Raw genomic sequence first — 26,020 nt, forward strand, 5'->3', positions numbered from 1 at the left:
TAAGCATAGGATTCGTGAGGCTTTTGTGGTAATGAACTTTAGTCGAAAATTATTGAAACTAAGGATGTTTATGGTGTTATTTTATAGACGTTGTTATCTATCTATATACGTTGAAACTCGCTAGAGTGGAGTTTTTAGCGTCTGTTTTAAAGGAAAAGAATGATGTCGAGCCATGGTGAAAAAGCGCGTTTTATTGAAGCATGCACAACACAACTAATGCGACTATATTCGGCAAGTAAAGCGGGTAAAAACGTGGATGCAGACAAATACAGAGTGCAAGGCTTTATGCACGCTGGTGAATTAATGGGGCTGCTCACTAAGGAAGAAGGAAAAGCACTCATCGCCGACTTGCACATTGAAGTGTTTGGAGAAACCATTGATGCGCGTGCCGACAGAAAACGAAAGCTCAATGCGTTAAAAGAGTCAGACCCTGACGCCTACTTAGAAATTCCTGCTATAGAAAGACGCTAAATACCATCCTCACAGCCAAAGACGTTTCGATTCACGTTGGTGAGTTTTTAAGTAATGTCTATACTGAAGTAGTGTCGTTAACATTAACTCTGACGGCATGCCCTTTAATGTATGGCAAATCCACCACATGGAAAGTAGCAATCTTAAGTGAGCGGGGCATTAGTGCTTAAACAGCTAATTTATAGAAGCAAAGCAACGGCAAACTTTAGTGAGGATGACTTACTAAAGATCACATCAGACTCTCTACCTTTTAATCAAGAAAACAACATTACAGGTATCTTGTTATTTGATGGTGACTATTTTTTTCAGGTACTTGAAGGGAAGAGCGAAGTTGTTCAATCGCTTTTCGAACACATCAAAGAAGACAGCCGGCACACCAATATTGCAAAAGTGACTGAACTTGTCGTTCATAAAAGAGATTTTGGTGAATGGTCGCTAAGGACTCTGGCCGTGAACGAGGGCAGTCGTTGCTACTGGCTACCACCAGACCTCAGCCTTAGTAGAGAAGGAAGAATGTTTGCGTTATTAAACAGCTTTGCCTCTGGAAAATGGCGCACCTGTTTGAGCAATGAGGAACGCAAGCGGGTAAGTGCTAAAGTCATCACTAAGGCTACCTCGATTGCTCAGTTTGAGAGCTCACACATCCAATTTGCATTCCAGCCAATCATCGACACCTTTAAAGGCAAAATCACGTCATTAGAAGCCTTGATAAGAAGTGACGATGGCAAGTTTCCTGAAGCGATACTCGATTGCTTAGACGGTGAAGAGAAGTATAAGTTTGACCTTGAAAGTAAAGCCATTGCTATTGCTCAAGGGGCGAAGTTACTCAACCCAACTCAGTCACTCTCTATTAATTTATGTCCCGGCGCAATTACTTACTTACCTGATGTGGGCGAATATTTATATAAATTATTGAAGCAAAGCGGACTCAAGCCAGATCAGTTAGTGTTAGAGGTAACCGAAACAGAAATAATCAAAGAGAACGACGCTTTTTTCGAAGCTATTGAGTGCATTCGGTCTCGCGGTATCAGAATTGCCATAGACGATTTTGGCGCCGGCTACGCAGGGCTATCGCTGCTTGCTGACTTTTCCCCAGACAAAATAAAGCTAGACAGAAAAATTACCACAGGAATTCACGAGAATGGCCATCGGCAAGCCATTACTGAAGCGGTATTAGAGTTTGCTAATGCAATGGGGATTCCGCTTGTCGTTGAAGGGGTAGAGACAATAGAAGAGTGGTTGTGGTTACAACACATTGGCGTGCAAAGATTCCAAGGTTTTTTATTTGCAAAGCCTTGTCTTAACGGTATTGCAGAGGTCAAATTTCAGGTGGACGGCGAAACTCTCTAGCAGGAAGCTGTATCAAACCTGGCCGCTGAGTTAATCTTCGGTGAGATTTTGCTGTGTTTTCTCATTTCTCAACTACGCTTTATAGGTATAAAATTTTTATCATTAACACCCGCGGTGCATAACACTCGTTATGTGATGCTTTACAGGGATATGCTTGCTATACGGATTTGGCAGTAGTACCGGTAGGAATTCATTTATGACAAGTAATGTCTCAAACGTTTTTTCCCGCTTATGGCTTTGCCTCGGACTATTAGTCGTTAGTTTTCAAGCGGTCGCTGCATGTGAAATGGCCGGAGAAGATGGGTTTGCTATTACCGCTAAGGTGCCAGTAGAGGCGGGGCAGCAACGTTTTTCTTTTGTCTGTGATATTGACTCGCCCCACATACTTTATTTTTCTGATAATTCCATCTCGTTCAATCAGTTATATGATCAAGATATGCGCAAAATCTCAGCCCTCCCCGGCGCTTTTCAAGCTTACCCGCTCGACCCATCAAATAAGCTATTTTACTTAGACTTAAGCTCTCAAGTTGAAAGGTTTTTAACGTTAAATGTCTCTACGCTAGCCGATTATCAAAGGTTTTCTTCTGTTCACACCCTTACCATGAGCTTGTTTATTGGTTTTTGCCTCGCGCTCGTGCTTTACGTAGGCATGTTAGGAAGCAGCATGCGCAACTATGGCTTTTATTCCTACAGTTTTTACGTGTTCAGTGCGGCCATTTTTTTTTCCCTTCAAGAGGGACTGTTAAACATTGTTTTCCCCGATATAAGTCTTTTTTCCAATTTTAAGCTTATTTTGTTGTTTGCTGGGCTCACTGTTTTTGCTGCTGTTAGATTTCTTGATCAACTACTCGATTTCAAAGTGTTATTAATGGGTTGGCAGCGTCATTTCTTACTTGGAATGGCGAATACAGCTTTAGCGTTATCTCTGTTGCAACTTGTACTTCCTTACAGTGGGGCAGCGCTCGTTAATCACATGCTAAGTCTGATAACGCTAATTACTATGACAGGTACGCTATCAAGTTGCGTATATGCCACTTATCGAAAAGTTCACTGCTCAGCCCTTGTTATGACTGGCATTGCGGTAATGGTGCTTACCATGCTTTTCCGTTTGGTCTTCGTAGACACGTCAGAATTTATGTATCGATACGGACTGGTTGTTAGTATCACACTGGAAGCGTTTATATTTGCTATGGCGACGTGCAGAAAAGTAAAAAAACTAGACGATGATAGAGTGGGGGCTTTTAAGCGAGCTTCGACAGATGCTTTGTGTAACGTGCTCAATCGCAGCGGATGGGAAAGCATGGCGAATACTATACTGTCTACCTACAACAAGGAGCGAGGGTATCTCACGCTTCTCTTTATTGATGTTGATCACTTCAAGGAAATTAATGATCAATATGGTCATCATGCCGGTGATAAAGTGCTTCAGGTAATTGCCAAGATTTTAAAGAGTCGGTGTCGAGAACAGGATGCAGTTGGTCGTTTGGGTGGGGATGAATTTGTGGTGTTGAGTCATTGTTACAGTGAAGGGCAGTCGGAGCGTTTAGCGGCTCGTGTAGAAGCTAGTTTGAGCGACAGAGACATCAGAACAGATAACTATGTTATACCCGTAACAGCCAGTGTTGGCGCCTATATCACACAAGAGCGATGTAAGGATTTAACCAGTTTGCTGGATAGAGCGGATAAAATTATGTATCACGTTAAAGCGCAGAAAAAAGACGAGGCCCCCGCGGTCTCTTAACCATTTTCTATATTAATTGAGCTTTGGCTATGTGTTTAACTGCTCTGGTCAAATCGGCAAGTGCAGCAGACTCAAGCGTTGTCCAGTGCCAGAATAGAGGCACGCCTAATTCCTGATCAGGGAATAGGGGAACAAGTTCACCTTTTTCTACCTCTTGCGCAACTTGTAGTGTTGGAAGTAGTGCCCACACCACGCCATCTAACGCCATTTTTACAAACCCATGAGAAGAGGGGTACCAATGACAGGAGGTAAAGGTTGGCGCAATGTTATGGCATTCCCTCTGATAGTCAGCAAGTAAGGTGACGTCATACTCATCGTAAAGTAACCCTGGTGTAGCCATAACATGTGCTGGTGATATACCTTTGCGTAAATAGCGGTCTATGAAGCGGGGAGACGCGTAAAGTTGATAGCGCATAGTGCCCAGCCTTACTGACTGGCCGCCGGTGATCGGTGTGCCCGTTTGGCTAATGCAGGCCATAACGCGCCCCTGCTGAAGGATATCACGGGTTTGTGTTTGGTCTGCATTAACGATATGGACGGGGTTAGCGCGTTTATCACAAAATGCAGCCATCACTTGGGAAAACCACGTCGCCAATACATCATTGTTCACCGCTACACTTAGCGGTGCTGCGGATGCTTCAAGCCCGCTTTTAATATTTAACGCTTCTTCTAACACACTAACCTTTTGTATGTGCGCGAGTAGTTCTTTTCCTAGTGGTGTTGGCTTTAAGGGCTTTGTTCGCACCATAACCGGGCCACCGACGCTTTGCTCTAGCCGTTTAATCTTTTGCGAGACTGCAGATTGAGTAAGGTTGAGGGCCTGAGCACCCTTCTCAAAGCCACCATAGCGAAGCACTTCGTGAAAACACCGCAACGCATCATAATCAAGCATAAAAAAGCCACCTGTGAAAAGAAGGTTATAAATATTAATTTTGCTTATCAAAAACAAATATCATTAATTTAATTTAGTCCTCCAAGGTGTATAAAATCAAGACAATTATTTGGTTGTACAGCTTCTTTGCTTTTAAAGCTTCACCAGCCAGTGCGTTTTAAATTTTATAATTGTTTTACTTAAGAGGCAGGTAACATGTTAGCGGCAGTAACAAGTGGTTTCGTGATGGGCGGTACCCTTATCATCGCGGTGGGTGCGCAAAATAGCTTTCTTATCGAGCAATCAATGAAGCGACAGTGGACAAGCTTATTTGTGCTGCTATTTATCTTAAGTGACGCAATATCCATAAGCTTGGGCGCTATGGGGTTTGGCCTATTACTGCAGGAATACCCTATGCTGGTGACCATTACAAAATGGGCTGGCGTGGCATTTTTGTTATGGATTGCCTTCAACAAGATTAAATCCTCTATGGCAAATGATGCGTTAGTTTTGCAAATGGCAAAAAAGCAGCTTTCGTTCAAAAAAGCCCTTTTAATTGCGTTAGCAGTCACTTGGCTTAACCCTCACTTTTATTTAGATACCTTGCTGCTAATGGGTAATTTGGCAAGTCAGTGGCAGGAAAACAAATGGTGGTTCGTTGGCGGCGCCATTGGCGCATCAATTGTTTGGTTTATTGGTTTAAGTACGCTGACTGCACGCTTTGCGCATCATATGCAGCGTCCGAACTTTTGGCGCTGGTTCAACCGGTTAAATGCGGCAGTTTTGGGTATGGTCAGCCTTCAATTGGCTAGTCTGTAAATAAAAAGGTTAGGTAACCGAATTTCAAGACGCGTAGAGTGTTCATTTGAATCTTAACGGTTACCCTAGTGCTGATATGTACAGACGTAAAAGGATAGAATTGTGAGCTGGATGTATTTGATTGTTGCTGGCCTACTTGAAATCGGCTGGCCTTTTGGGCTTAAAATGTCGCAGGAAGCGGAAACCCGAGTGATGGGGATTTTACTTGCGATTGGGTTTATGGCTGCAAGTGGCTTTTGCCTGTGGATGGCACAAAAACACATTCCTATTGGTACTGCCTATGCCGTATGGACGGGAATTGGAGCGGCAGGTACGTTTTTAGTTGGCGTCATGTTTTATGGCGACCCTTCGTCGTTAGCGCGTTATTTTGGCGTCGCACTTATTGTTGCGGGCGTGGTGGTGTTAAAACTTGCGCATTAAAGCCTTCTGCAACGTGGTTAAAATTGACCCACAAATTATTGAGTAAAAAAAGCCCGACAGAATCGCTGCCGGGCTTTTTCGTTTTGTTTGCGCCGCACACAAACAGGCAATGCGTAAAACTTAGTTGTAGCCCAGCTGGTTTCTAAGCTCGGCCATAAAGGTTTCGATACGCTCTGCATTTTTACCTAAATCACTTTTTCCTACTCGTGATTTACTGCGCACATCAACCAGGGTGTCATCGCTTTTCGCCGTGAGCCTTATCACCACGTCATCTTTAAATCCAAACCACGTGGTAGTGTCGGTCGCCTCAAGGGTATTTGGTAAAGCACCTTCGGTGACTTGCTCCCAGCCTAGCGCCGCAATCGCGCTTTCGGCTGCAACATAGACTTCGTTAATTGGTTGAGGAAGAAGCTGAGTTTTGATCTCAGGGTATGCTTCTAGCTGCTGCTTGGTAACATCACCGCCTTCATAGGCAACCGAATTAGGTGCACCTTCTCGAAGTGGAGCGATGGCTACGAATTCTGGCGGGTTCGTAACATCGGTGGTGATATCATGAATTGGCGGAACAGCGCTCGCTTTACTCATCATGCTAACGGGCATGGCAACCGCAACTAAAGCCAAGATGGCACATATTAATGTACTTCCCCAGCTCACGTTTTTACGATTAATTAATACCTGCAAGATGATCAATATTATGGCGGCTCCGCCTACATAAACGCCAAAGCGCAATGAGGTAAACGCTGTGCCAAGGCTCACGCCGGCGTATTGATAAAGTGGGCCGGGCAATACGACCATGAGAAATCCAACGATACTGGTAAGGGCAATGAGTGCTTTCAAGTGAACTCCAAGGTTGTTATTTTAATTTGACCAACCTACTTTAACAGTCAATCGGGTCTTTTGGATTAGTTTCTTATAATAAATGTCGTCGCCGCTACTTAAGGGGCAACATTTTGAGATGCAGCCAGAGGAGCCTGTCTTTCAAGCAGGAGAAAATGAATTTGCACGCAAACACCGACAATGAAAGTATAGGTACTCAGCAAGCTGACCTATTATTCGATGTATTGTCGACGCAAAAAGCGTTATTTAGAGAGGGATTAAGCGAATACGCTCTCATTGAATTATTAAAAAAAGTACCTTATCAATTTTTCGATGAAGACGCACTGCGAGACCCTCTGGTACTTTTTAAAACACATTTTGTTTTGTTTCATGTGCTCTATAAGCTCAAACATTATTGGCGAAGCCAAAACGAGGGTGAACTCAGTATTCACGCCCTCAATATTAAGTTAGTAGCTAAACAATCGGTGGTAGAGAAAAAACGCGATGGCACAGTTCACAGCGCTCAGTTAGATGAGGTCGATACCCTCGCTGATTACTATTTGGATTGGTCTAATTTTGAGAATGCGGACCGCAATAGCGTTGATAATTTACTCGATGAATTCTGGCAGCGAATGGCCGGGGAAAAGGTCACGGTTGTGCAGCCGGGGGAAATTGATGAGGCTCACCAGTTGCTGGGCTTGTCTCAAGAAGGAACCATGACGCTCGCTATATTGAAGCGCGCATACAAGAAAAACCTTCAGTTAGTGCACCCTGACAAGGGTGGTGAGCAAGAAAAAGCCCAAAATGTAATTCACGCTTACCAAGTGCTTTTAAAGTATTATTCGTTTAAATAGGACGCCCGTACCTTAATGATTTCGTATTATTCGTATAAAGTACAAACCCTCCGGTGATTGACCGACAACATCGGTAACTTCAACTTCATTCTCTTTTATTGTGATGTATAAATGCGCACAATATGAGCTATCTACGTTTAGATTCGTAATAAACAGTGCTTATTTATGCCTAGTCTCCTTCGAGCCTTCTTATTGAGATTTCAGTAGGCTCAAAAAGATTCGGCATATCACAAGCAAAAGTCACTGAGTTTATATTGGAAGCACAGAGCACGTATCGTGCTCTGTAATTGTTATTGGGAAATAGAAGATTTATGGGTCGCATTTTTTATGTTACTGCAGCACTGATAACACTAATTGGTGTTGTTGGATGTTCAAACGAAGGTGAGCAAGCACAGGCGGGCGCTCAGCAAGGTATGCCAGCGCCGTCGGTATCGGTGGTTACACTGAAAAAGCAACCTGTAGTACATGAAATGGTGTTGCCTGGGCGGGTAAGTCCTTCTCGACAGTCGCAAGTTCGTCCTCAGGTAGACGGCGTTATTACGGCCCGTTTATTTGAGGAAGGTGCTCAGGTAGAAAAAGGTCAGCAGCTTTATCAAATTGACGAAGCACGGTACTTAGCGCAATTAAATAGTGCTAAGGCCGATCTCAAGAGCGTGGAAGCAAACCTTAAAACGTTGGAAGCGAAGGCCCGTCGTTACGATGACTTAGTGGCCCAAAATGCCGTAAGTAAGCAAGAGTATGATGATGTTATCGCCCAAAAAGACCAAGCGCAGGCAGCGATCAGTGTAGCAGAGGCCGCTGTTGATGTGGCTAAAGTAAACATGGGTTATACCAAGGTTTATGCACCTATCAGTGGCCGTATCAGCCGTTCGTTTGTTACCGAAGGTACCTTGGTTACTACAAATCAAGCGCAGCAATTAGCGACCATAACTCAATTAGACCCAGTGTATATCGATATGCAAGAGTCTGGTTCTTCTATCATTACCCTTCGTCAGTCTATGCGAAAGCAGGGCTCAATGGACGTTGAAGTAACGGTAGACGAGGTGACAGGTGAGCGTTATGACCAGACGGGCAGCGTGAAGTTTTCTGAAGTTACCGTAGATGAAACCACAGGCTCAGTTACCCTTCGAGCTGAAATGCCGAACCCCGACGGTGTTTTACTTCCAGGTTTGTTTGTGAAGGGCCATGTAATTACAGGTCGCGAGAATGCGTTGTTAGTGCCTCAACGGGCCACAACCCGTCAGCCAGATGGCTCGCTGTCAGTGTATGTAGTGAATCAGAATAATGAAGTTGTAGGTCGCACCCTAGACATTGGCAAAATATATCGCGACCAATACGTTGTGAAAAGCGGTGTGAGCGAAGGTGAAAAGGTTATTGTAACCGGTTATCAGAAGGTTAAGCCTGGCGCGAAAGTGAATCCATCAGAGTGGCAACCTTCATCACGTGGCTCTCGATAGCAAACAAGGAATTTAAGTAATATGGCTCGTTTTTTCATAGACAGGCCCGTGTTTGCATGGGTGCTCGCAATTATCACTATGATGGCTGGTGTTTTAGCCATTACTTCACTGCCAATTGAGCAGTATCCAAAGGTGGCGCCACCGTCGGTAACCATCTCTGCATCTTACCCTGGAGCGTCAGCCGAGACCGTTGAAAATTCCGTTACACAGGTTATTGAGCAAAGCCTAACCGGTATTGATAACTTGCGTTATTTCTCGGCAAGTAGCTCGAACAGCACAATGTCGATTACTTTGACATTTGAGCCTGGCACAGACCCAGATATTGCGCAGGTACAAACACAAAACAAGGTGCAGGGTGCGTTGCCGCTGCTGCCTACACAAGTACAACAGCAGGGTGTAACTGTTACCAAAGCGAACAGTGCATTTGCGCTGGCCGTGGGATTCTACTCAGAAGATGACACCATGACACAGTACGACTTAAGTGACATGCTGGTGTCTAGTTTCCAAGATCCTATCTCGCGCGTTAACGGTGTGGGTAATGTGCGTGTCTTTGGTGCACAGCGCTCCATGCGTATTTGGTTAGATCCTGACAAATTATATAGCTATAACCTAACGCCTACCGACGTACAGGCCGCCGTACAGGTGCAAAATACTGATGTTTCTGCGGGGCAATTAGGTGGTATGCCGGCTATTGAAAACCAACAGATTAATGCGACCATTCAGGCGCAAAGCCGCCTGCAAACTGTCGAAGATTTCGAAAATATTGTTCTTCGCGTAAATACCGATGGCTCCCAAGTGCGTGTGCGTGATGTAGCTCGCGTTGAACTTGGCGCGCAGAGCTACGACGTTATTGTTCGCTACGACCGCAAGCCAGCCTCCGGTATGGCTATTAGTCTAGCCTCTGGCGCGAATGCGCTAGACACCATCAAAGCGGTGAAAGCACGCGTAGAAGAGCTGCGCTCAAACCTGCCTGATACGGTGAAAGTCGTGTATCCCGTAGACAGCTCACCGTTCATTGAACTGTCAATTGAGTCGGTAGTGCACACGCTGATTGAAGCGGTGGTGCTGGTGTTCTTAGTCATGCTGCTTTTCTTGCAGAATTGGCGCGCGACGCTCATTCCTACCATTGCGGTACCAGTGGTATTGCTTGGTACGTTTGCTGTGCTGCTTGCTTTTGGTTTTAGCATAAACGTGCTTACTATGTTCGCTATGGTGCTTGCTATCGGTCTGTTGGTCGATGACGCCATTGTTGTGGTAGAAAACGTTGAACGAATTATGGAAGAGGAAGGTTTATCGCCTGCCGAAGCCACTAAGAAGTCAATGACACAAATCACAGGCGCACTGGTCGGTATTGCTGCGGTGTTATCCACCGTGTTCATTCCCATGGCTTTCTTTAGCGGTTCAGCCGGAGCCATTTATCGCCAGTTCTCGGTAACTATTGTGTCAGCCATGGCGTTTTCCGTGCTGGTGGCTATCGTTCTTTCCCCGTCTTTATGTGCCACATTGCTGAAAAAACACCCGGAAGATCATGATAAGAACAAAGGCTTTTTTGGCTGGTTCAACCGAACGTTCAACAAGGGCCGCGACCGCTATCAACGCACTACCACTCATATGGCTAAACGGGCGAAGCGCTATTTCGTTGTGTACGGCTTATTAGTAGGCGGTATGGTGTTTATATTCAGCCAATTGCCGGGTGCATTCCTTCCAGATGAAGATCAAGGCCGCATGATGGTACTTGTTAGTACGCCGCCGGGCGCGACCGCTGGTCGAACCCTTGAGTCTATCAAACAGGTTGAAGACTATATTCTCGAAGAAGAGCAGGAAGCGGTAAACGGTATGTTCGCTGTGGTCGGCTTTAGCTTTGCTGGTCAGGCACAAAATGCGGGTATGGCGTTTTTGAATTTCAACGACTGGAGTGTGCGGGATGAAGATAATTCAGCCTTTGCGGTCACGCGAAGAGCATTCGGCGCTTTCAGTCAAATTCAAGATGCATCAGCGTTCCCAATTGTGCCTCCGCCAATTATGGAGTTAGGTAACGCCACAGGTTTTGATATGCAGCTGGTGGATAGAGGCGGAAATGGTCATGAAGCCTTGATGAATGCTCGAAATCAACTTTTAGGTATGGCCGCTCAAAACCCTAAGCTCTCGGGCGTTCGACCAAATGGGTTAAGTGATGTACCTCAATTTAAAATAAATATTGATAGCGAAAAAGCGTCAGCGCTAGGTCTTAATCTAAGCGAGATTAACAACGCGCTGCAAATTGCGTGGGGCTCTAGCTACGTTAATGACTTCATTGACAAAGGCCGAATAAAACGGGTTTATATGCAGGCAGACTTGCCCCATCGTATGACCCCTGAAGATTTAGATAAATGGTTTGTTCGTAACAGTGACGGTGAGATGGTTGCTTTCAGCACGTTCTCAACGACAGAGTGGGTATACGGCTCGCCCAAGCTAGAGCGTTTTAACGGTATATCTTCAGTAAATATTCAAGGTAGTGCAGCCGAAGGAGTGTCTTCGGGTGAGGCAATGGCCGAAATGAAGAAGCTTGTGGAGCAGCTACCCCCGGGCTTTGCCATTGAATGGTCTGGTTTGTCTTTTGAAGAGCAAGAAGCGGGCTCTCAAGCGCCTATGCTTTACGCGCTTTCTATCCTTATCGTTTTCTTATGCCTTGCGGCGCTATACGAGAGTTGGTCTGTTCCCTTTGCGGTAATGTTGGTAGTACCGCTGGGGATTTTAGGCTCCGTAACGGCGGCATTTATCTTCAACTTGCCCAATGATGTTTATCTTCAGGTCGCGTTTTTGACCACGGTGGGTCTTGCCGCAAAGAATGCGATTCTTATTGTCGAATTTGCAAAAGAGCAGTATGAAAATGGTGAAGATTTGATGACTGCTGTTTCTAATGCTGCGTCGCAACGTTTCCGCCCTATATTGATGACGTCCATGGCGTTTATTTTAGGGGTAACACCCCTCGCATTGGCGAGCGGCGCTGGTGCGGCAAGCCAAAATGCGATCGGTATTGCGGTGATGGGTGGCATGTTTGCAGCCACGTTCTTGGCTATCTTCTTTGTGCCTATGTTTTACGTAATGGTAGAAAAACTGTTTCATAAACAAGACAAGCAATAAGTAAGTGCGCTAGAGTGAGAAAAAAACGCTTATTTCAAAAATAGGGATATTGGTAATGACCACTGTAGTATTTTCTCACGGCAAAGAAAGTGGCCCTTGGGGCAGTAAAATCACCACGCTTTCAAACGTGGCGAATGATATGGGCTTTGGCGTAGAGAGTATCGACTATCAAGACCTCGACTGCCCTGAAGCCCGTTTAGAACGTTTGAAAGAAACCATTGCAGAAAAGTGCAATGACGTTATTTTAGTTGGTTCGAGCATGGGCGGTTATGTCTCTTTGGCCGCGGCAAGTCAAATATCAGCAAGAGGCGTATTTCTTATGGCGCCTGCTCTGTATCTGCCGAACTATAAAATTCAGCGGTTCCCCTATGATGGTTATGTGAGCCTGGTACATGGTTGGAATGATGATATTGTGCCAATTGAAAACAGCCTGAAATACGCCAGACACCAAAAAGCTCAGCTTTTACTATTAAACGACGGCCACCGACTGGCAAACAGTAAGTCTGTCATATCACCCTTTTTCAGAAATTGGTTGGAAAAGTTCCGATATCAGTAAACGTGCCTTGTAAATTTGCACGGGTGCGCTTGATGTTAAGTTAAAGAACCTGTGGCGAAACTTAGCCTGGACATTTCAGAGGCCTAGCAGTGAATACTGCTGGGCCTTTTTTGTCGATTTATATTGCCTATGTCTACGACCAATCGCTTATCTATGCGGATTGGTATAATGCAGGAAATCGTTTGTTTTTGTGGCATGATGAGATATTGCGAGAAAAAGGGCGGATGGATATGGCATTTAGTTTACCTCAAGCACCACAGTGGTCATCATTAATAAAGTCTGGCTGTCGCGTCTTTGTGGGCGGCAATGCGTCGGTTCCTCATGCACTTGTACAGCATCTAATTGATAACAGCGAAGGCTTTAGTGACATAGAGCTTGTACATATGCTGGCCTTAGGCGATACCCGCTGGGTTAAAGAAGAATATAAAAACCTGTTTAAGGCGAATACTTTCTTTATCGGTGGAGAGGCCATGCGTAAAGCTGTCGATGAGGGACGCGCCGACTATACTCCGGTTTTTCTATCAGAAATTTCAAGCTTATTTAGTGATGGTACTCTAGCGTTAGATGCTGCCTTAGTAAATGTTAGCCCACCTGATGAGTTTGGCTATTGCTCACTAGGTCCAGCGGTAGATATCGCTATGTCAGCAATCAGGCAAAGCAAGAAAGTTATTGCTCAAATTAATCCTCAGGTTCCCAGAACCGCCGGACATTCCTACATTCATATCAGCGAAATTACTGCCTGTATTGAAGCGGAAGAGCCTTTGGTGGAAGTAACGCCGCCCCCGATTGATTCGGTTGCCGAGCGTATCGGTCAGTATGTATCAATGCTTGTTGATGATGGCGCAACGCTGCAATTTGGTATCGGAAAAATCCCAAGCGCTACCCTTAAATATCTGTGTAATCACAAGGATTTGGGGATTCATAGTGAAATGCTCACAGACAGCATTATTGAGTTGCTAGAGTCGGGCGCTATTACTAATAAAAAGAAGACCTTCCACCCCGGTAAAATTGTGACCAGTTTTGCCATTGGTACCCGTAAGCTCTATGACTTAATTGACAGTAACCCGCACATTGAGTTTTACCCTAGTAGCTATGTGAACAAACCCACCAACATTGCCAAAAACGATAACATGGTTGCAATAAACAGTGCACTTGAAGTTGACTTGACGGGGCAAGTGGTGGCGGATTCGCTGGGGTACGATTTCTATAGCGGCATAGGCGGGCAGGTAGACTTTGTCACCGGTGCGTCTATTAGTAAGGGCGGTAAAGCCATTATCGCACTGCCGTCTACAGCAAAAAACGAAACGATTTCTCGTATAACCCCGCGTATCAGCGAAGGCGCAGGGGTCGTCACCTCACGAGGAAACGTTCAGTATGTTGTAACGGAATACGGCATAGCATCGCTAAAGGGAAAAAGCATTCGAGAGCGAGCGCTCGAGCTTATACGTGTGGCGCATCCTAAATTTCGTGCAGCACTGCTTGAAGATGTTCGCCAGCACTATTGGGTGCCTCATTACCAAGAAAAGTACCCGACTGACATTCCTGAATTGGGCGTAATTCAGTTAAAAAAGCTAAATATTCAGGGCGAGACATTCTACATGCGGCCTTTGAATCCAGCCGATGAAAGACGCCTTCAAGAGTTTTTCTACTCTCACACCAAGGAAACGCTCAGACTCAGATACAACTATGATCCTAAGCAAATGTCGCGTGAGAAGTCGTGTAACTTGGTCTCGGTTGATCAAAGTTCAGATGCTGCGTTATGTATTGTAAGACAAGAAGGCTCTCGAATTACTATTCACGCGGTAGGGCGTTTTTACTATAACCCTCACGACAATACGTGCGAGGCAGCTTTTGTAACGCGAGAAACCCAGCAAGGCAAAGGTATGGCGAGCCGGCTTCTAAACGAATTGATTAATGTTGCAAAGGTGCGTGGCATAGCAAAGATGATGGCTTATGTCCGCGGTGACAATAGTCCGATGATCGCCATTTTTGAACAGGCGAAATTTAAAAGAAAGTTCACTGGCGACCCCAGTGATATAGAGTTAGTTTTAGATGTGGCATCATTGACATGACAGTAAAAATATTTCGAGGCAAGCACGGTACAAAACACGATTTAGGTAAAGACCACCCAGAATCACCCGACCGGTTGTTTGCGATAGATGACCAGCTGCTTTCCTCTGGTTTAGACATGGTGTGTGAGCACGCTGATGCTACACCGATTGCTGAAGCTCACCTGTCGCTAGCGCATGATCCTTACTATGTAAAAAGCGTGTTTGAGCACGCTGCGCAGGCAATGTTTAGTGATCACGAAAAAACGCAATATTCAGAAAATAAAGACACTGTGGCTTGGCTTGATGAAGACACTGGTCTTATGCGCCACAGCCTAACGGCTGCGCTGGAATCGGCTGGGGCAGGCTGCAATGCCGTAGATTGGGTTATGGATGGTGACGATAGGCAAGCCTTTTGTGCTACCCGACCACCCGGGCACCACGCCACCTACGACAGCGCTATGGGGTTTTGCGTCTTTAATAACATCGTTATTGCTGCTCGTTATGCCCTTCAAACCTATGAGTTGAAACGGGTTGCCATTATTGACTTCGATGTTCACCATGGCAACGGAACTGAACAAATTGTAGCTGGTGATCAGCGCATAATGTTGTGCAGTAGCTTTCAACATCCCTTTTATCCACATAGTGGCTCACCAGTATCAGCAAGTAATATTTTATCCGTTCCCCTAGAGGCTGGGGCCACAGGTGATGTGTTTAGAGAAAAAGTGCAGCATTGGTTTGATGCACTTCGCAACTTTCAACCAGAGCTCATTTTTATCTCTGCAGGCTTTGATGCTCATGCAGAAGATCCTATGGCGCATTTGCGCTTAGTTGAGGACGATTACTTCTGGATAAGTGAGCAATTGCGTTTCATCGCCGATGAGTGCTGCCATGGTCGCATTGTTAGCATGCTGGAAGGGGGCTATGACTTAAGCGCACTGGGTCGCAGCGTTGTATCGCACATCAAAGGAATGAGCCGCCCTTCGTCAGTGACCGCATAAAAGCGTGGTGTTATCTGCTACATACTGGCTGCGCTAGAGAGCTAGCCAGTTCAAAAGCATATATGAGCCCGCGCCAAACATTGCCAGATTCTCTGTTAACGAAATAAAACCTAGCGGCAGGTCTGAGTTACCACCAACGCATGCACATTTAAGCTCTCGTTTATCTATATAGACCGCTTTTATAACGGATACAGCGCCGATTGCTCCGATGAAAATAGAAATGGGTGACACCATAAGTGCGGGCAAACCCGAAAGCATACCTAAACCAGCGTAGGCCTCAGCAAAGGGGTATACATAAGCGTAGCGGACGTGTTTCATTGCTAACAAGTCATAAGTGATAAACTGATTTGAGAAAGCAACGATGTCCTGCAGTTTTTGCAGAGCAAGTATCACCATAGTGATACCAATAAAGTTCATGATAAAAGACGTTGTATCGGCTGCTATACCGCCTTTTAGCATAAGCGCACATACTATCAGGGCGGCTAATGAAAAAATAACGAGAATAGGCGTGTAGCGAGAGCCAAATTCGCTTTCCTGCTTTAAATTAAAGTAATCTCGCAAGTCGTCATAACCGCCAATGCGCTCATCTTCAATAAAGGTTTGGGGCGTGGTTTTCACCTCATACTTTGCTTTAAACCTGTCGGTTTCGCTGCGGCTTGTCAAATGATAATCGTTAACGACAAAACCTTGTCTTTCTAGTAAGTCTTTTGATTTTAGTCCGAATGGACAAATATGACTGGGCGTGACCATACGATAAAGTGTGGCAGATTTTGACATTATCGACTCCTTGTAAACCTTGCCCGCGTTTAAAGGGTGTGCGTAAAAAATACACACATTTCGTTGCAGGTTTAGCGGTAATTAACATTACTAGGAGAGATTACATAATTTGTGCCAGTCGTTAGCAAAAGCAGCCTTCAGCATCGGCATTAATAACTGCGCCTGTGTATGGAGATTGACGGGAATAGCTCACTACTTGATCTACGAGGTCCTCGCCGGTAAAGCAACCGTAACCCGTTGCATAAGGGCCTAAATATCGCAGATGGTTGAGTTCGTCCACCACAATCAGTGCGGGTACAGCAGGAATTATGTTTTGTAATTCTGGAACATCTTCTATGTTAAGGCGCACCATTTCATAATTGGTACCAAGCTTGTTTGAAAGCTGGCTTTGGTGAGGTGCAGTCAAAGATTCACAATAGCAACGAGAGGACGTGCCGACGTGCAAAATGGACCCCGCTTCGATACTTGCATCATTGAGTATTGCTACAAGTTGCGTATCAAACTCTGTGGCGGTAGTAAGGTGAAGGAGCTTTCCGTCTGGATCAAATAGCGACAGTTGACGTTGCCCATAAACTAAGAGGGCGGTAAGTAGACTCACCGCCCATAACATTAAGAGTACCCAGCCCCAACGGGTGCGCATTCTGTCTAAGGCCTTAATGCAAGGCTACACATTACAATCTGAAACGCTCAATGGCGCTTCGCATGCGTTTTGAAATCTCAGACAGTACATCAACTTCTCTAGCAAGACCTTCTGCAGTTGCAAGCTCTTCAGAGGTAAACTCGCTTAATCGAGCTGTACTCTGTGCGATAGAAGCCGATGCGGTTTCTTGTTCTACTGCCGATGTTGCAATTTCTGTCATGCTCTCGCTGGCATCTCGAATTTGCCGCATGATTTCGGTCATGGCAGACGTAGCGTCATTGCTGGATATGACCGCTTCATCAACAAGCTTAATGCACTTCTGCATTTGTTCAACAGAGCTTGCTGTCTGAGTGACCAGTTGTTCAGTAACGCTGGTAATCTGGTCGGCACTTTCTTTAGAGCGAATTGCCAAGGTGCGAACTTCGTCTGCAACTACGGCAAAACCGCGACCATGTTCCCCCGCACGCGCTGACTCAATAGCTGCATTCAATGCTAGAAGGTTCGTTTGCTCCGCAACCGCAGTGATTGAGCGCATCGCTTCTGAAATATGAGAGCATTGTTCATTGAGCGCTGAATTTGTCTGCGCCGCCGCATTCAGAGTGTTGCGCAATGAGTCGATGGTATGACTTGTATTAGAAATGGTGTCACGTGTGCTTCTTGAAGACGCCTCAGCAGATGATGCCTTATCACTTGCGAGGGTTGTTTGTTCAGTAGAAAGCTGCATAGTTTGTGCAATCTCTTCAGACGATGCAGACACCATCGCGATCTCTTGGTCAGTATTGCGACTTATCTCGAACATGTTATTGGCGGCGTGCTCCATTTTTCCACATCCGCGGACAACATCTTCAGTGAGGTTTGAAGCTAATTCTACGAGCGCTCTCACTTGGTCGATAAGATCGGCAAACGGTCTTATGATTTTATGTTCGCGGTTGAGCGCAACGCCCAAATCAAGCTTGCCATCGCTTTTCTGCATGGTTTCAATGGCTAAACGCAGTTCCGCTGCACCAGCACCCTCTTGGTGGCTTTGTTTGGCTATGTACATTAATACGCCACCTTCAGCGAGTGCAAAGGCCGCATGCATCAGTAGAATAGAAAAGCTAACGTGACCCTCTTCGAATATGAAAAGCGGTGCGCCACCGGCTTGTAGCAAGAAAAAAGAGATATGATGAACAGCAACTACTGCGGTACCCGTAGCCACGACTTTCCAATCTCTAAAGCAAGATAAGAAGGCGAGCAACACGAAAATTTCAAAATGAACTTCAATCAAGCCAAATGACTGGTGTATGTGCAACGCCGTCAGCAACTGCACGCCTATGGCCATGGCGTGGCGACTCAGTGACGAGTAAGGGTCTTGGAAGCTTAACATCAAGGGCACAGCGGCAATCGGAATTCCAAAAATAAATGCGGCAAGGAGTTCCCCGGTAAAGAGCCCAATTGCGACAGCAATAATTAGCTGCACAACGATAACAACTCGGAAAATCTTGTGTCCATCAAGAAGCCAAGGGTACTGCATGTCAATCTCCGACGAGTGTTTGAACTGAAATTGTAGGTTAGAAGTTCAAACTGTGCTAATTTTCGCTATTTTACGAAAACTGACGTTTTTTAACCATTTAACTTTTGTCTAGTCGTCTTTATTCTAAAAGGCCCAGCGCTATTTTTTTGAGGGAGAGTTACATGCCTTCGGTTGCTTTTCTTTCCACTGACAACCTCGAAGATTTCTTTGTTTATGACGAATTACTTGTACCCTATTTCAATCAAAAAGGTTGGAAAGTAGAAACCGTATCGTGGCATACGAATTCGGAAAACTGGGGGCGGTTTGACTATGTTATCGTGCGAAGTACATGGGATTACCAGCAACACGCCGAAGCATTTCTCGCCTGTCTAAAACAGATAGATGCATCAAGCACGACGCTGTTAAACCCGCTGAGGCTTATGCAATGGAATATAGAAAAGTATTATCTGAAGGACTTGCAGCATAAAGGTGTTCCTATTGTAAAAACAATATGGGAAACAACGTTTGATAACGGTGTTATTGATAAGGCCTTTGATGAATTTAGCAGTGATGCGATTGTCATAAAACCCGTCTTAAGTGCTAACGCTGACGACACGTTTAAGCTTGAACGCGAAACCTGGAAAGAAAGCGCTGGTGTTCTAAGCAACACCTTTGAGCACCGAGGCTTTATGATCCAGCCTTTTCTATCTAACATTGTGGAAGAAGGTGAATACTCATTGTTTTATTTTGGCGGTGCGTTTAGTCATGCCATTAGGAAAGTGCCACAAAAAGGAGACTTTCGCGTGCAAGAAGAGCACGGCGGAAGCTTGCAAACGGTTAGTGTAGATAATGTTCAACTCGCCATCGCTGAAAAGGCGCTTTCGGCTATGCCCTGCAATGCGCTTTACGCTCGTGTTGATTTGGTGCGACAGGATGACAATTGGGCCATTATGGAGCTTGAGTTAATTGAGCCCTCTTTGTACTTTAATTTAGATGAGGACTCCCCGGTGCGCTTTGTTGAAGCACTTTTGACATTCCATGAAGCAGCAACCAATAAGTAACCATGTAATTGCGTCTGAGGCTTATATCTTAAAGGAGGCGCTGGTTGCTAGCTAGCGCTTGTGTCTTAGCTAGCGGCCCCATAGAAGTTCTAACGCTTTTCATAGTTTCTTTTAGCAACACTTCGCTCACCCCGCATAACCTGTTTTTGCGAGTTACCATTTTGTTTTGATGACCGTGTATAGGCATTGCTAGTTCGCTCAATGCGCTTTGGCTCACTACTTTCTTTGGCCACAGAGCGAGGTTGCGGGCTTGCTCTCACCACTCGTTCTTTGTTGGTGTATTGTTTTGGCAAGCGTGATTCCTTAATGTTTTGCTCTATCCGTTTTGGCGCTTTCGCATCAGACGCTATACGGACAGGCTTATCTTTTTTTAGCTTTGTTAAGGTGTTTTCCTTCGTTGGCTTGTTCATTTTCGCCACTGCCTGATTACGCTTTAACGCGTGCTCAATAGACTGTTTGCGGTTTACTGTGCCTTGCCCATTTTTAAATCGACTTTCCCTAATAGGCGTTACTGTTTTGGGCTCAATAGTGCGCGTTGAGGGAGTCTTATCAACAGTGCGAGTAGCTAGCTTGCCTGCCTGTTTTTCCCCTTGGCGACTAGGTGAGTTCATTGTTCTAAATTGCTTATTCGATACATATTTTTCTCGCCTTTGCCCCGCTTTTTCATAGCGTGACGGGGCGCTATGAACCACATGATTAGAGTAACGTGCTCGACGATGTGTCGTATTATGTTCCCAACGACGATACTCTCGATTGATCACGCGTTTTCTCGGGCTCCCGTGATAATAGCGACGCACGGGTTCACGGTGTATGACCACGTGCCGATTGTGCCAGTGAACACTTCCGAAAAAGAAGAACGTTGAAAGACGAATACTGGGTGACCAAAATACATTGCTATGATGGTGATAGCTCACATTATGGCGCCATTGCACTGGCGACGTAGCATGCCACCAATGCCCATACACTGCGTGTGGATTGTAATAAGGTACGTAAACGACTTCGCGCTGACGAGGCTCTATATAGATAATTTCCCTTGTGTTTTCTCGCTCGGTTTCCACCTCAATGTAGTCATTGGTTACTAAGTTACCCGTATTGTGTGCGTGTTGACGCAATACTTGCACACGGTCGAGCACGCGGCCTTGATTAATAAGTACGTTATCGCCAAGCTGTTGCAACCAGTCAAGATCACTGGCCATGGTGTTTAGCAACTCGGTAAAAGGGGCGAGTGCTTTCACACTGGGATCCCAAGAAACACTGGTCAGTACGTTTTCTACTTGCTCAGGTGTTAAGTGCTTGTTGCTTTGACGCCAGCGATCGGCAGCCACCACATCTAGAGGATAGGTTGAGGCAATCAATATATGGGTAAGCAGAGTGTCTGGATAAAGTGCAATAGGGGCAAGTATGCTGTCTAGCTGAGCATCAGAGTATTGCTCGGTGGACGCTGTGGCTTGCATTAAATTCGTGTTTGATTGCGCCAGCGCGGGAAGTGCGGTAGCACTAGAAAGTGCCACTATCACGGTTAGGGCTATGTTTTTCATACATTCTCCTTACATTGCGCAGCGAGAAAAAGCCATTCGTAATGCGCAATGTGGTTAGTCTGTATACGTTATAACCGCTTTATGATTAACCGAAGCTGAATAGAAAACGCCCACTTGGAGGTGGGCGCTTTAACAAAGAATATGGGGAGGACCTGATTTACAGGCAGATTATTTAAAAACGTGAGGGTCGAATGCGTGACCTAATTTCTCTGTTTTTGTTTTCAGATAATGCTTGTTGTCTTTGGTAATGCCGTGGTCGATTGGCTTTCTTCCTACCACGTCAATACCCAATGCCTTTAGCGCGGCCAACTTTTTAGGGTTGTTAGTCATTAGCTCAACGTGTTTCACGTTAAGGGTATCAAGCATAAGTTTGCAGATATCGTAACTTCTTAAGTCGGCATCAAAACCAAGGTGCTCGTTTGCTTCTACCGTATCCATGCCGCTATCCTGAAGGTTATATGCGCGTATCTTATTTAGAAGGCCTATACCGCGCCCCTCTTGTCGTAAATACAGCAACACACCGTAACCGTTATCGACAATATTCTGCATGGCTTTTTCTAGCTGGAAACCACAGTCGCATCGAGTGCTAAACAAAGAGTCGCCGGTCAAACATTCCGAGTGAATACGAATAGGAACAACGTCATCTTCTTTCCATTCACCATAGGAAAGCGCGACGTGCTCTTGTCCGCTGGCTTCTACAAAGCCGTGTATTTTAAAGTCACCCATACGTGTGGGTAATTTTGCGGTACTGACATATTCGTATTTAGGCTGTTTGCTACTCATGTTACTTCTACACTTTGAACAGTGGGCATTAAGTGGGGATGACTTCTCTTTTTGCAAGTCTATCATTTTATTATACGCGAGTAGACGCTTGTGCTATCACTTTTTTCGTATAAAACCTATCAAGGATGGTTATCACAAAGGCTGAAAGTCACGCAATGGAGCTGGTTTGGCGACGCCATACCCTTGGGCGAAATCGATTCCCATTTTTCCCAATTGGGTCATTGTGCTTTCGTCCTCAACAAATTCGCCAACGGTCTGCATACCCATCGCTTTCGCAACATCGTTGATTGAAGCGACCATAGCCGTATCGATGCTGTCATTCAGCATGTCCTTAATAAACATGCCATCAATTTTAACCTGACTAACGGGCAAACTTTTAAGGTAGCTATAAGAAGAGAATCCGCTGCCGAAATCGTCCAGTGCAAAGGAACAACCCAAGCGATTGAAAGTACTCATGAAGTTAAGTGTATCTTCCATCTTAATGATGGCGACAGACTCAATGACTTCAAAACAAATTTTGTCATAGGGAATTTTAAACGTTTCAAAGGCGTTCAGAATAAATAACGTAAAGTCTCTGTCAGCAAGAGAGTGGCAGTTTAAGTTAATACTGCATCGTCGCAATTCAGCGAGGTGTTCAGGGTTTTCTGATAGCCATTTAAATGTGTTTGTTACAACCCACTTGTCTACACTCACGTTCATCTCGAAACGCTCTGCAGTGGGCAAGAAGTTAGCAGGCTCCACCAAGGTACCGTCTTTCTCTCGTAGTCTTAATAATACTTCGTAGTAATGACCGTCGCTGGTTTTATTTAAAGGACGCAATGATTGATAGTACAGCTCGAAGCGGCCTTCTTCTAAGGCGTTGTTAATGGACGAGACCCAGTCTAGTTCGCGCTGGTAGCGCTGCATACTTTCGTCGTCTTTATTGTATCGGTGAACCTGATTCCTGCCTTGCTCTTTCGCGAAATAGCAGGCGGCATCTGCCATGCTCAAGTACTGACCCGGACTGACTTCGGTGTCGTCGCATACTACCATGCCTATGCTTACCCCTAGATTGAAAATGCGGTTGTCCCACATAAATCTATAGGCCTGCACAGCGTTCAATATTTTGACAGCGTTTAGGTATACTTCATCAACGCTAAGTTTCGTATACATAATGCCAAATTCATCGCCACCAAGTCGGCCTATTTGTGCATCAGAAGTAAGGGTGTTCTCAATTAAGCGCGATATGTCTTTTATCAGCACATCGCCCGCTTTGTGCCCGCACGTGTCATTCACCACTTTAAAACGATCTAAATCTAAGAAAAGTAAACAAACAGGGGAGGCGCTTGGTGCGGTTACCTTCTCTTTAAATAAAGTTTCAAACTGACGCCTGTTGTATACCCCTGTGAGCGAGTCGTGGGTTGCCAAATATTGAAGGCTAAGATCAGACTGCTTTTTCTCGGTAATATCAATAATAGAGCCATACAGAAAATTACCTTCTTCGCTTTCCCGCATCTGACATGACAGAGAAAACCAAAATTCGCTGCCGTCTTTGCGTCTTCCACGAATTTCCTTACCTGTGACATGGCCTTGTTGGGATACCTTACCTAATAATACTTGCCTGTCTTCGGGTGATGCATAAAACGTTAGCGTACTGGCCGCTTTCAGAAGCATTTCATCTTCGCTTTCATAACCAAACACCTTACACATAGCGGGATTGACAGATATTAATTTGCCATCCCACGTCGAGGTATAGTGTCCCTCCGCCGAGTTTCTGAACAAATCGTAGAAATGATTCAAACTCGCAATGGTCTCTGCCTGCGTTGATAGCTTGCGCTGATTCTTTGCTTGCTCTCTGGCGATGACAGAAAACCCAAAACATAAGAACCCGAGAGTGACGAATATCAGCATGCCTGTAGCGACTTCAATCGTGTAAATAAGGTCGCTGAAAAGGGTGAGCGTAACTAATGCGTAGAAAGCGAAAAACGATAGCCACGCGAGTATATATGTGGTGCTAACTACGCGGGTGTTTTTGTCTTTGAAAATAAGTGCAAGAGCGACGTGATAAAGCCCCATGGCAGCAGTAAGCAGTAGTAACGAGATAGTGGTGTTATAGGCGTTGGTCGTTAAGCAATAGACGGTAGCTGCGATTGGAACAGCGTAATTAACCAACCGCAACAGGAGTGGCACGGGTGAAAAGAGGTGATGATTCACTTTCGCAATACAAAGAAGAAGCATACCTAGACATACCGCGTAAAAACGTTCACTGGCATTAGTCAAATTAGGCCAGAGCGCAAGCCCCCCTTCTGTAATAAACAACAGAGCAATGATTACGAGGGTGGCCATGGTGAGCCAAAAGCGAGTAGGGATGCGCTGTGTCAAATAAGAGAATAAATAGTAAAGTGCAATGAGTGTTAGCGCGCCGAATACCGCGCCGAGCAACACCAACATGTTCGTGTCATGCTGTGCTAGCAAGTCTCTTTCCCATAGGGCAATGGGGAAATATTCAAGACCATCATCTTTTACGGAAATCAAAAGTTGAGCATTTTGATAGGGCTGCAGCGTAAATCCAAGCCGTATGTTGGGAATGGGTTGTTTTAACGAAAAGTCGCCCTTACCTGCTTGGTAGCGATAAGACTTGATAATACGTTGACTGCTATCGAGTAAATAAATTTGTAAATCATCGACGTTTAGTCGTTCCATATTAAGCACTAGAGGGATAGGGCTATAGCCAGAGTGAGTTAGCTTTGTGGAATACCAAATTTGCTCACGCGCTTTTGGGCTTGCCAAGGACGGCTTAGACGCATTGCCGTTTAAAATATCAAAATAGGTAGCACTGTTTGGCGCAAGAGAGAGCTCTGCATGTTGGTTGATGATGGCTCGCTCAAATGATTCATTGATAACAAGTTGGCTGCTAGCCAGCGCGTTACAACAAACCATCACCCAACCAATGATTATTGCTATTGCATACTTTGTTAGCCGGGCTATTACCACTTGTTAATTCCTTAGAGCACGCTTTTTTGGGGTCTTTGGTTTGGAAATGCGATTAGCCGCTAAGTCTACTAACCCCAAGTGTTTTTCTAGAATAATACTAGTCAGCGTAAAAAGCCAAGCACAAAGCAAATCACCCTAAGCGTGGGTAAGATAATCAAAAATAGCGCGAGTAGACTGCTGCGTGCCAATGGGTTCTAGCCAGATTGCTTCGCACAGCCACTCTATACAAAGCATGCATTGAAATGCAGTATCGCTAGATTGCGTTGTGATAATGGCTTGAAAGCGATCTGATCCCCAGTCAGTTTCAGATATCGAGAAATTAAATAGCGAACAGAAGTGCGATACCCACTGTTGGGTTTTTAGTGGTGTGGCAGGTAGTTCAAGGCAAATTTCGACGCTTTGTTCGCTAATTCTGGCATGTTGTTGAACATCTTGGAGAGTAAAAGGTTGCATAGTTCTGTCAATTTATGGGTTTATGTAAACCTGCTAGCATTAATAAGTGTATATAGTACAACACAATAACAACAGCGTTAATTCAAGCGCATTAAGGACGGGGTATGCTAACACTACATCATTTAAATAACTCTCGCTCACAGCGAATACTTTGGCTACTTGAGGAGCTGGGTGTAGAGTATAAAATAGAATTCTATCAACGAGATAGCCAAACTAATTTGGCGCCAGACTCGCTGCGGGCAGTACATCCGCTAGGTCGCTCACCTGTTCTAACCACGCCCCACGGCCCGATTGCTGAATCTGGCGCTATTGTAGAGTATCTCGTGCGCTATCACGCGAGTGAGTCGTTTGCTGTTCCGCAAGATCCAGAAGCACTTCAGCAATATTGGTTTTGGCTCCATTTCGCAGAAGGCTCGCTAATGCCGCCTCTCGTAGCGAATCTAGTATTAGAGAAAGCACGCCAAAAAGGGTCTAAGCCATTTTTTATAAAGCCGATCACTAACAAACTGATAGACGGTATTTTAAACGCTTATTATGGTCCTAACTTAGCGCAGAGCTTACGTTACGTAGAATCTTATCTATCGAAAAATACTTGGTTTGCCGGCAATGAGCCCACCGGGGCAGACGTGCAAATGATCTTTCCATTGGAGTCTCTAGTTGCGAGCGGTAGGGCTAAGGATTTTAGCGCAATTCAAAGCTATGTGAAGCGCGTCCATGCGCGAGAAGCATACAAAGCGGCGTTAGAAAAAGGCGGCGAATACGCGTACGCTTAAATG

22 protein-coding genes are annotated in these 26,020 nt (G+C 45.2%); 13 read left to right on the top strand and 9 right to left on the bottom strand.

The window, feature by feature from the left end; genetic code table 11:
- Positions 1-159 precede the first annotated feature (159 nt).
- The 3 genes from ACM0P2_RS00830 to ACM0P2_RS00840 all read left to right on the top strand — a co-directional run bounded on the left by ACM0P2_RS00830 (position 160) and on the right by ACM0P2_RS00840 (position 3,562).
- A complete protein-coding gene (locus ACM0P2_RS00830) occupies positions 160-471 on the top strand; it encodes a hypothetical protein (RefSeq protein ID WP_236547089.1) in 312 nt (103 codons plus the stop codon).
- Positions 472-618: 147 nt separating this feature from the next.
- Positions 619-1,821 (top strand): diguanylate phosphodiesterase, encoded by a 1,203-nt coding sequence (locus ACM0P2_RS00835; protein WP_419227120.1) that lies wholly within the window; start codon positions 619-621, stop codon positions 1,819-1,821.
- 196 nt (positions 1,822-2,017) lie between these two features.
- Positions 2,018-3,562 carry a sensor domain-containing diguanylate cyclase gene (locus ACM0P2_RS00840; protein ID WP_173359550.1) on the top strand — a complete coding sequence of 515 codons (1,545 nt, stop codon included), beginning with the start codon at positions 2,018-2,020 and terminating at the stop codon, positions 3,560-3,562.
- Positions 3,563-3,569: 7 nt separating this feature from the next.
- Here ACM0P2_RS00840 and ACM0P2_RS00845 read toward each other — a convergent pair whose 3' ends face one another.
- Complete coding sequence (locus ACM0P2_RS00845; RefSeq protein WP_159118256.1) at positions 3,570-4,454, bottom strand: ArgP/LysG family DNA-binding transcriptional regulator; 885 nt, start codon at positions 4,452-4,454, stop codon at positions 3,570-3,572.
- A 195-nt stretch (positions 4,455-4,649) separates the two neighbouring features.
- Here ACM0P2_RS00845 and ACM0P2_RS00850 point away from each other — a divergent pair, with 195 nt between their 5' ends.
- Entirely contained in the window at positions 4,650-5,252 is a 603-nt protein-coding gene (locus ACM0P2_RS00850) for a LysE/ArgO family amino acid transporter (protein ID WP_105929884.1), read from the top strand.
- Between the two features lie 102 nt (positions 5,253-5,354).
- A complete protein-coding gene (locus tag ACM0P2_RS00855; protein WP_159118255.1) occupies positions 5,355-5,672 on the top strand; it encodes a DMT family transporter in 318 nt (105 codons plus the stop codon).
- Positions 5,673-5,792: 120 nt separating this feature from the next.
- Here ACM0P2_RS00855 and ACM0P2_RS00860 read toward each other — a convergent pair whose 3' ends face one another.
- A complete protein-coding gene (locus ACM0P2_RS00860; RefSeq protein ID WP_159118254.1) occupies positions 5,793-6,509 on the bottom strand; it encodes a DUF1499 domain-containing protein in 717 nt (238 codons plus the stop codon).
- Positions 6,510-6,664: 155 nt separating this feature from the next.
- Between ACM0P2_RS00860 and ACM0P2_RS00865 the strand changes: the two genes are divergently transcribed.
- The 6 genes from ACM0P2_RS00865 (at position 6,665) to ACM0P2_RS00890 (ending at position 15,527) form a co-directional block, all read left to right on the top strand.
- Positions 6,665-7,342 carry a DNA-J related domain-containing protein gene (locus ACM0P2_RS00865; RefSeq protein WP_201282647.1) on the top strand — a complete coding sequence of 226 codons (678 nt, stop codon included), beginning with the start codon at positions 6,665-6,667 and terminating at the stop codon, positions 7,340-7,342.
- 311 nt (positions 7,343-7,653) lie between these two features.
- The gene (locus ACM0P2_RS00870) at positions 7,654-8,799 is read left to right on the top strand and encodes an efflux RND transporter periplasmic adaptor subunit (RefSeq protein WP_159118253.1); all 1,146 of its coding nucleotides are present in this window, start codon (positions 7,654-7,656) and stop codon (positions 8,797-8,799) included.
- A gap of 21 nt (positions 8,800-8,820) precedes the next feature.
- Positions 8,821-11,922, top strand: a complete 3,102-nt coding sequence (locus ACM0P2_RS00875) for an efflux RND transporter permease subunit (RefSeq protein WP_105929889.1) — start codon at positions 8,821-8,823, stop codon at positions 11,920-11,922.
- A 55-nt stretch (positions 11,923-11,977) separates the two neighbouring features.
- Entirely contained in the window at positions 11,978-12,478 is a 501-nt protein-coding gene (locus ACM0P2_RS00880) for a YqiA/YcfP family alpha/beta fold hydrolase (protein ID WP_105929890.1), read from the top strand.
- Between the two features lie 230 nt (positions 12,479-12,708).
- Positions 12,709-14,550: a bifunctional acetyl-CoA hydrolase/transferase family protein/GNAT family N-acetyltransferase gene (locus ACM0P2_RS00885; RefSeq protein WP_120963115.1), complete on the top strand. Its 1,842-nt coding sequence runs from the start codon at positions 12,709-12,711 to the stop codon at positions 14,548-14,550.
- Entirely contained in the window at positions 14,547-15,527 is a 981-nt protein-coding gene (locus ACM0P2_RS00890) for a histone deacetylase family protein (RefSeq protein WP_159118252.1), read from the top strand. Before ACM0P2_RS00885 ends, ACM0P2_RS00890 begins: the two co-directional genes overlap by 4 nt.
- Positions 15,528-15,560: 33 nt before the next feature.
- On the opposite strand, the gene ACM0P2_RS00895 is transcribed toward ACM0P2_RS00890, so the two are convergent.
- From ACM0P2_RS00895 to ACM0P2_RS00905, 3 genes are all read right to left on the bottom strand, one after another.
- Entirely contained in the window at positions 15,561-16,304 is a 744-nt protein-coding gene (locus ACM0P2_RS00895; RefSeq protein WP_159118251.1) for a MauE/DoxX family redox-associated membrane protein, read from the bottom strand.
- 121 nt (positions 16,305-16,425) lie between these two features.
- The gene (locus tag ACM0P2_RS00900; protein ID WP_159118250.1) at positions 16,426-16,944 is read right to left on the bottom strand and encodes a DUF6436 domain-containing protein; all 519 of its coding nucleotides are present in this window, start codon (positions 16,942-16,944) and stop codon (positions 16,426-16,428) included.
- 31 nt (positions 16,945-16,975) lie between these two features.
- On the bottom strand, positions 16,976-18,457 hold the full coding sequence (locus ACM0P2_RS00905; protein WP_159118249.1) for a methyl-accepting chemotaxis protein: 1,482 nt from the start codon (positions 18,455-18,457) through the stop codon (positions 16,976-16,978).
- A 161-nt stretch (positions 18,458-18,618) separates the two neighbouring features.
- Between ACM0P2_RS00905 and ACM0P2_RS00910 the strand changes: the two genes are divergently transcribed.
- Positions 18,619-19,497 (top strand): ATP-grasp domain-containing protein, encoded by an 879-nt coding sequence (locus ACM0P2_RS00910; RefSeq protein WP_159118248.1) that lies wholly within the window; start codon positions 18,619-18,621, stop codon positions 19,495-19,497.
- Between the two features lie 89 nt (positions 19,498-19,586).
- Here the strand turns inward: ACM0P2_RS00910 and ACM0P2_RS00915 are convergent, their stop codons facing one another.
- From ACM0P2_RS00915 to ACM0P2_RS00930, 4 genes are all read right to left on the bottom strand, one after another.
- Positions 19,587-21,035: a DUF3300 domain-containing protein gene (locus ACM0P2_RS00915; protein WP_419227122.1), complete on the bottom strand. Its 1,449-nt coding sequence runs from the start codon at positions 21,033-21,035 to the stop codon at positions 19,587-19,589.
- Between the two features lie 168 nt (positions 21,036-21,203).
- Entirely contained in the window at positions 21,204-21,818 is a 615-nt protein-coding gene (gene ribA / locus ACM0P2_RS00920) for a GTP cyclohydrolase II (RefSeq protein WP_105929896.1), read from the bottom strand.
- Between the two features lie 132 nt (positions 21,819-21,950).
- The gene (locus tag ACM0P2_RS00925; RefSeq protein ID WP_159118245.1) at positions 21,951-24,791 is read right to left on the bottom strand and encodes an EAL domain-containing protein; all 2,841 of its coding nucleotides are present in this window, start codon (positions 24,789-24,791) and stop codon (positions 21,951-21,953) included.
- Positions 24,792-24,926: 135 nt separating this feature from the next.
- Positions 24,927-25,244, bottom strand: a complete 318-nt coding sequence (locus tag ACM0P2_RS00930) for a hypothetical protein (RefSeq protein ID WP_419227123.1) — start codon at positions 25,242-25,244, stop codon at positions 24,927-24,929.
- Positions 25,245-25,348: 104 nt separating this feature from the next.
- On the opposite strand from ACM0P2_RS00930, the gene ACM0P2_RS00935 reads away from it, so the two are divergent.
- A complete protein-coding gene (locus tag ACM0P2_RS00935; RefSeq protein WP_173359543.1) occupies positions 25,349-26,017 on the top strand; it encodes a glutathione S-transferase in 669 nt (222 codons plus the stop codon).
- The last annotated feature ends 3 nt before the right edge of the window (positions 26,018-26,020 follow it).

This window comes from Alteromonas sp. OM2203 (assembly GCF_048517045.1).
Taxonomy (GTDB): Bacteria; Pseudomonadota; Gammaproteobacteria; order Enterobacterales; family Alteromonadaceae; genus Alteromonas; species Alteromonas gracilis.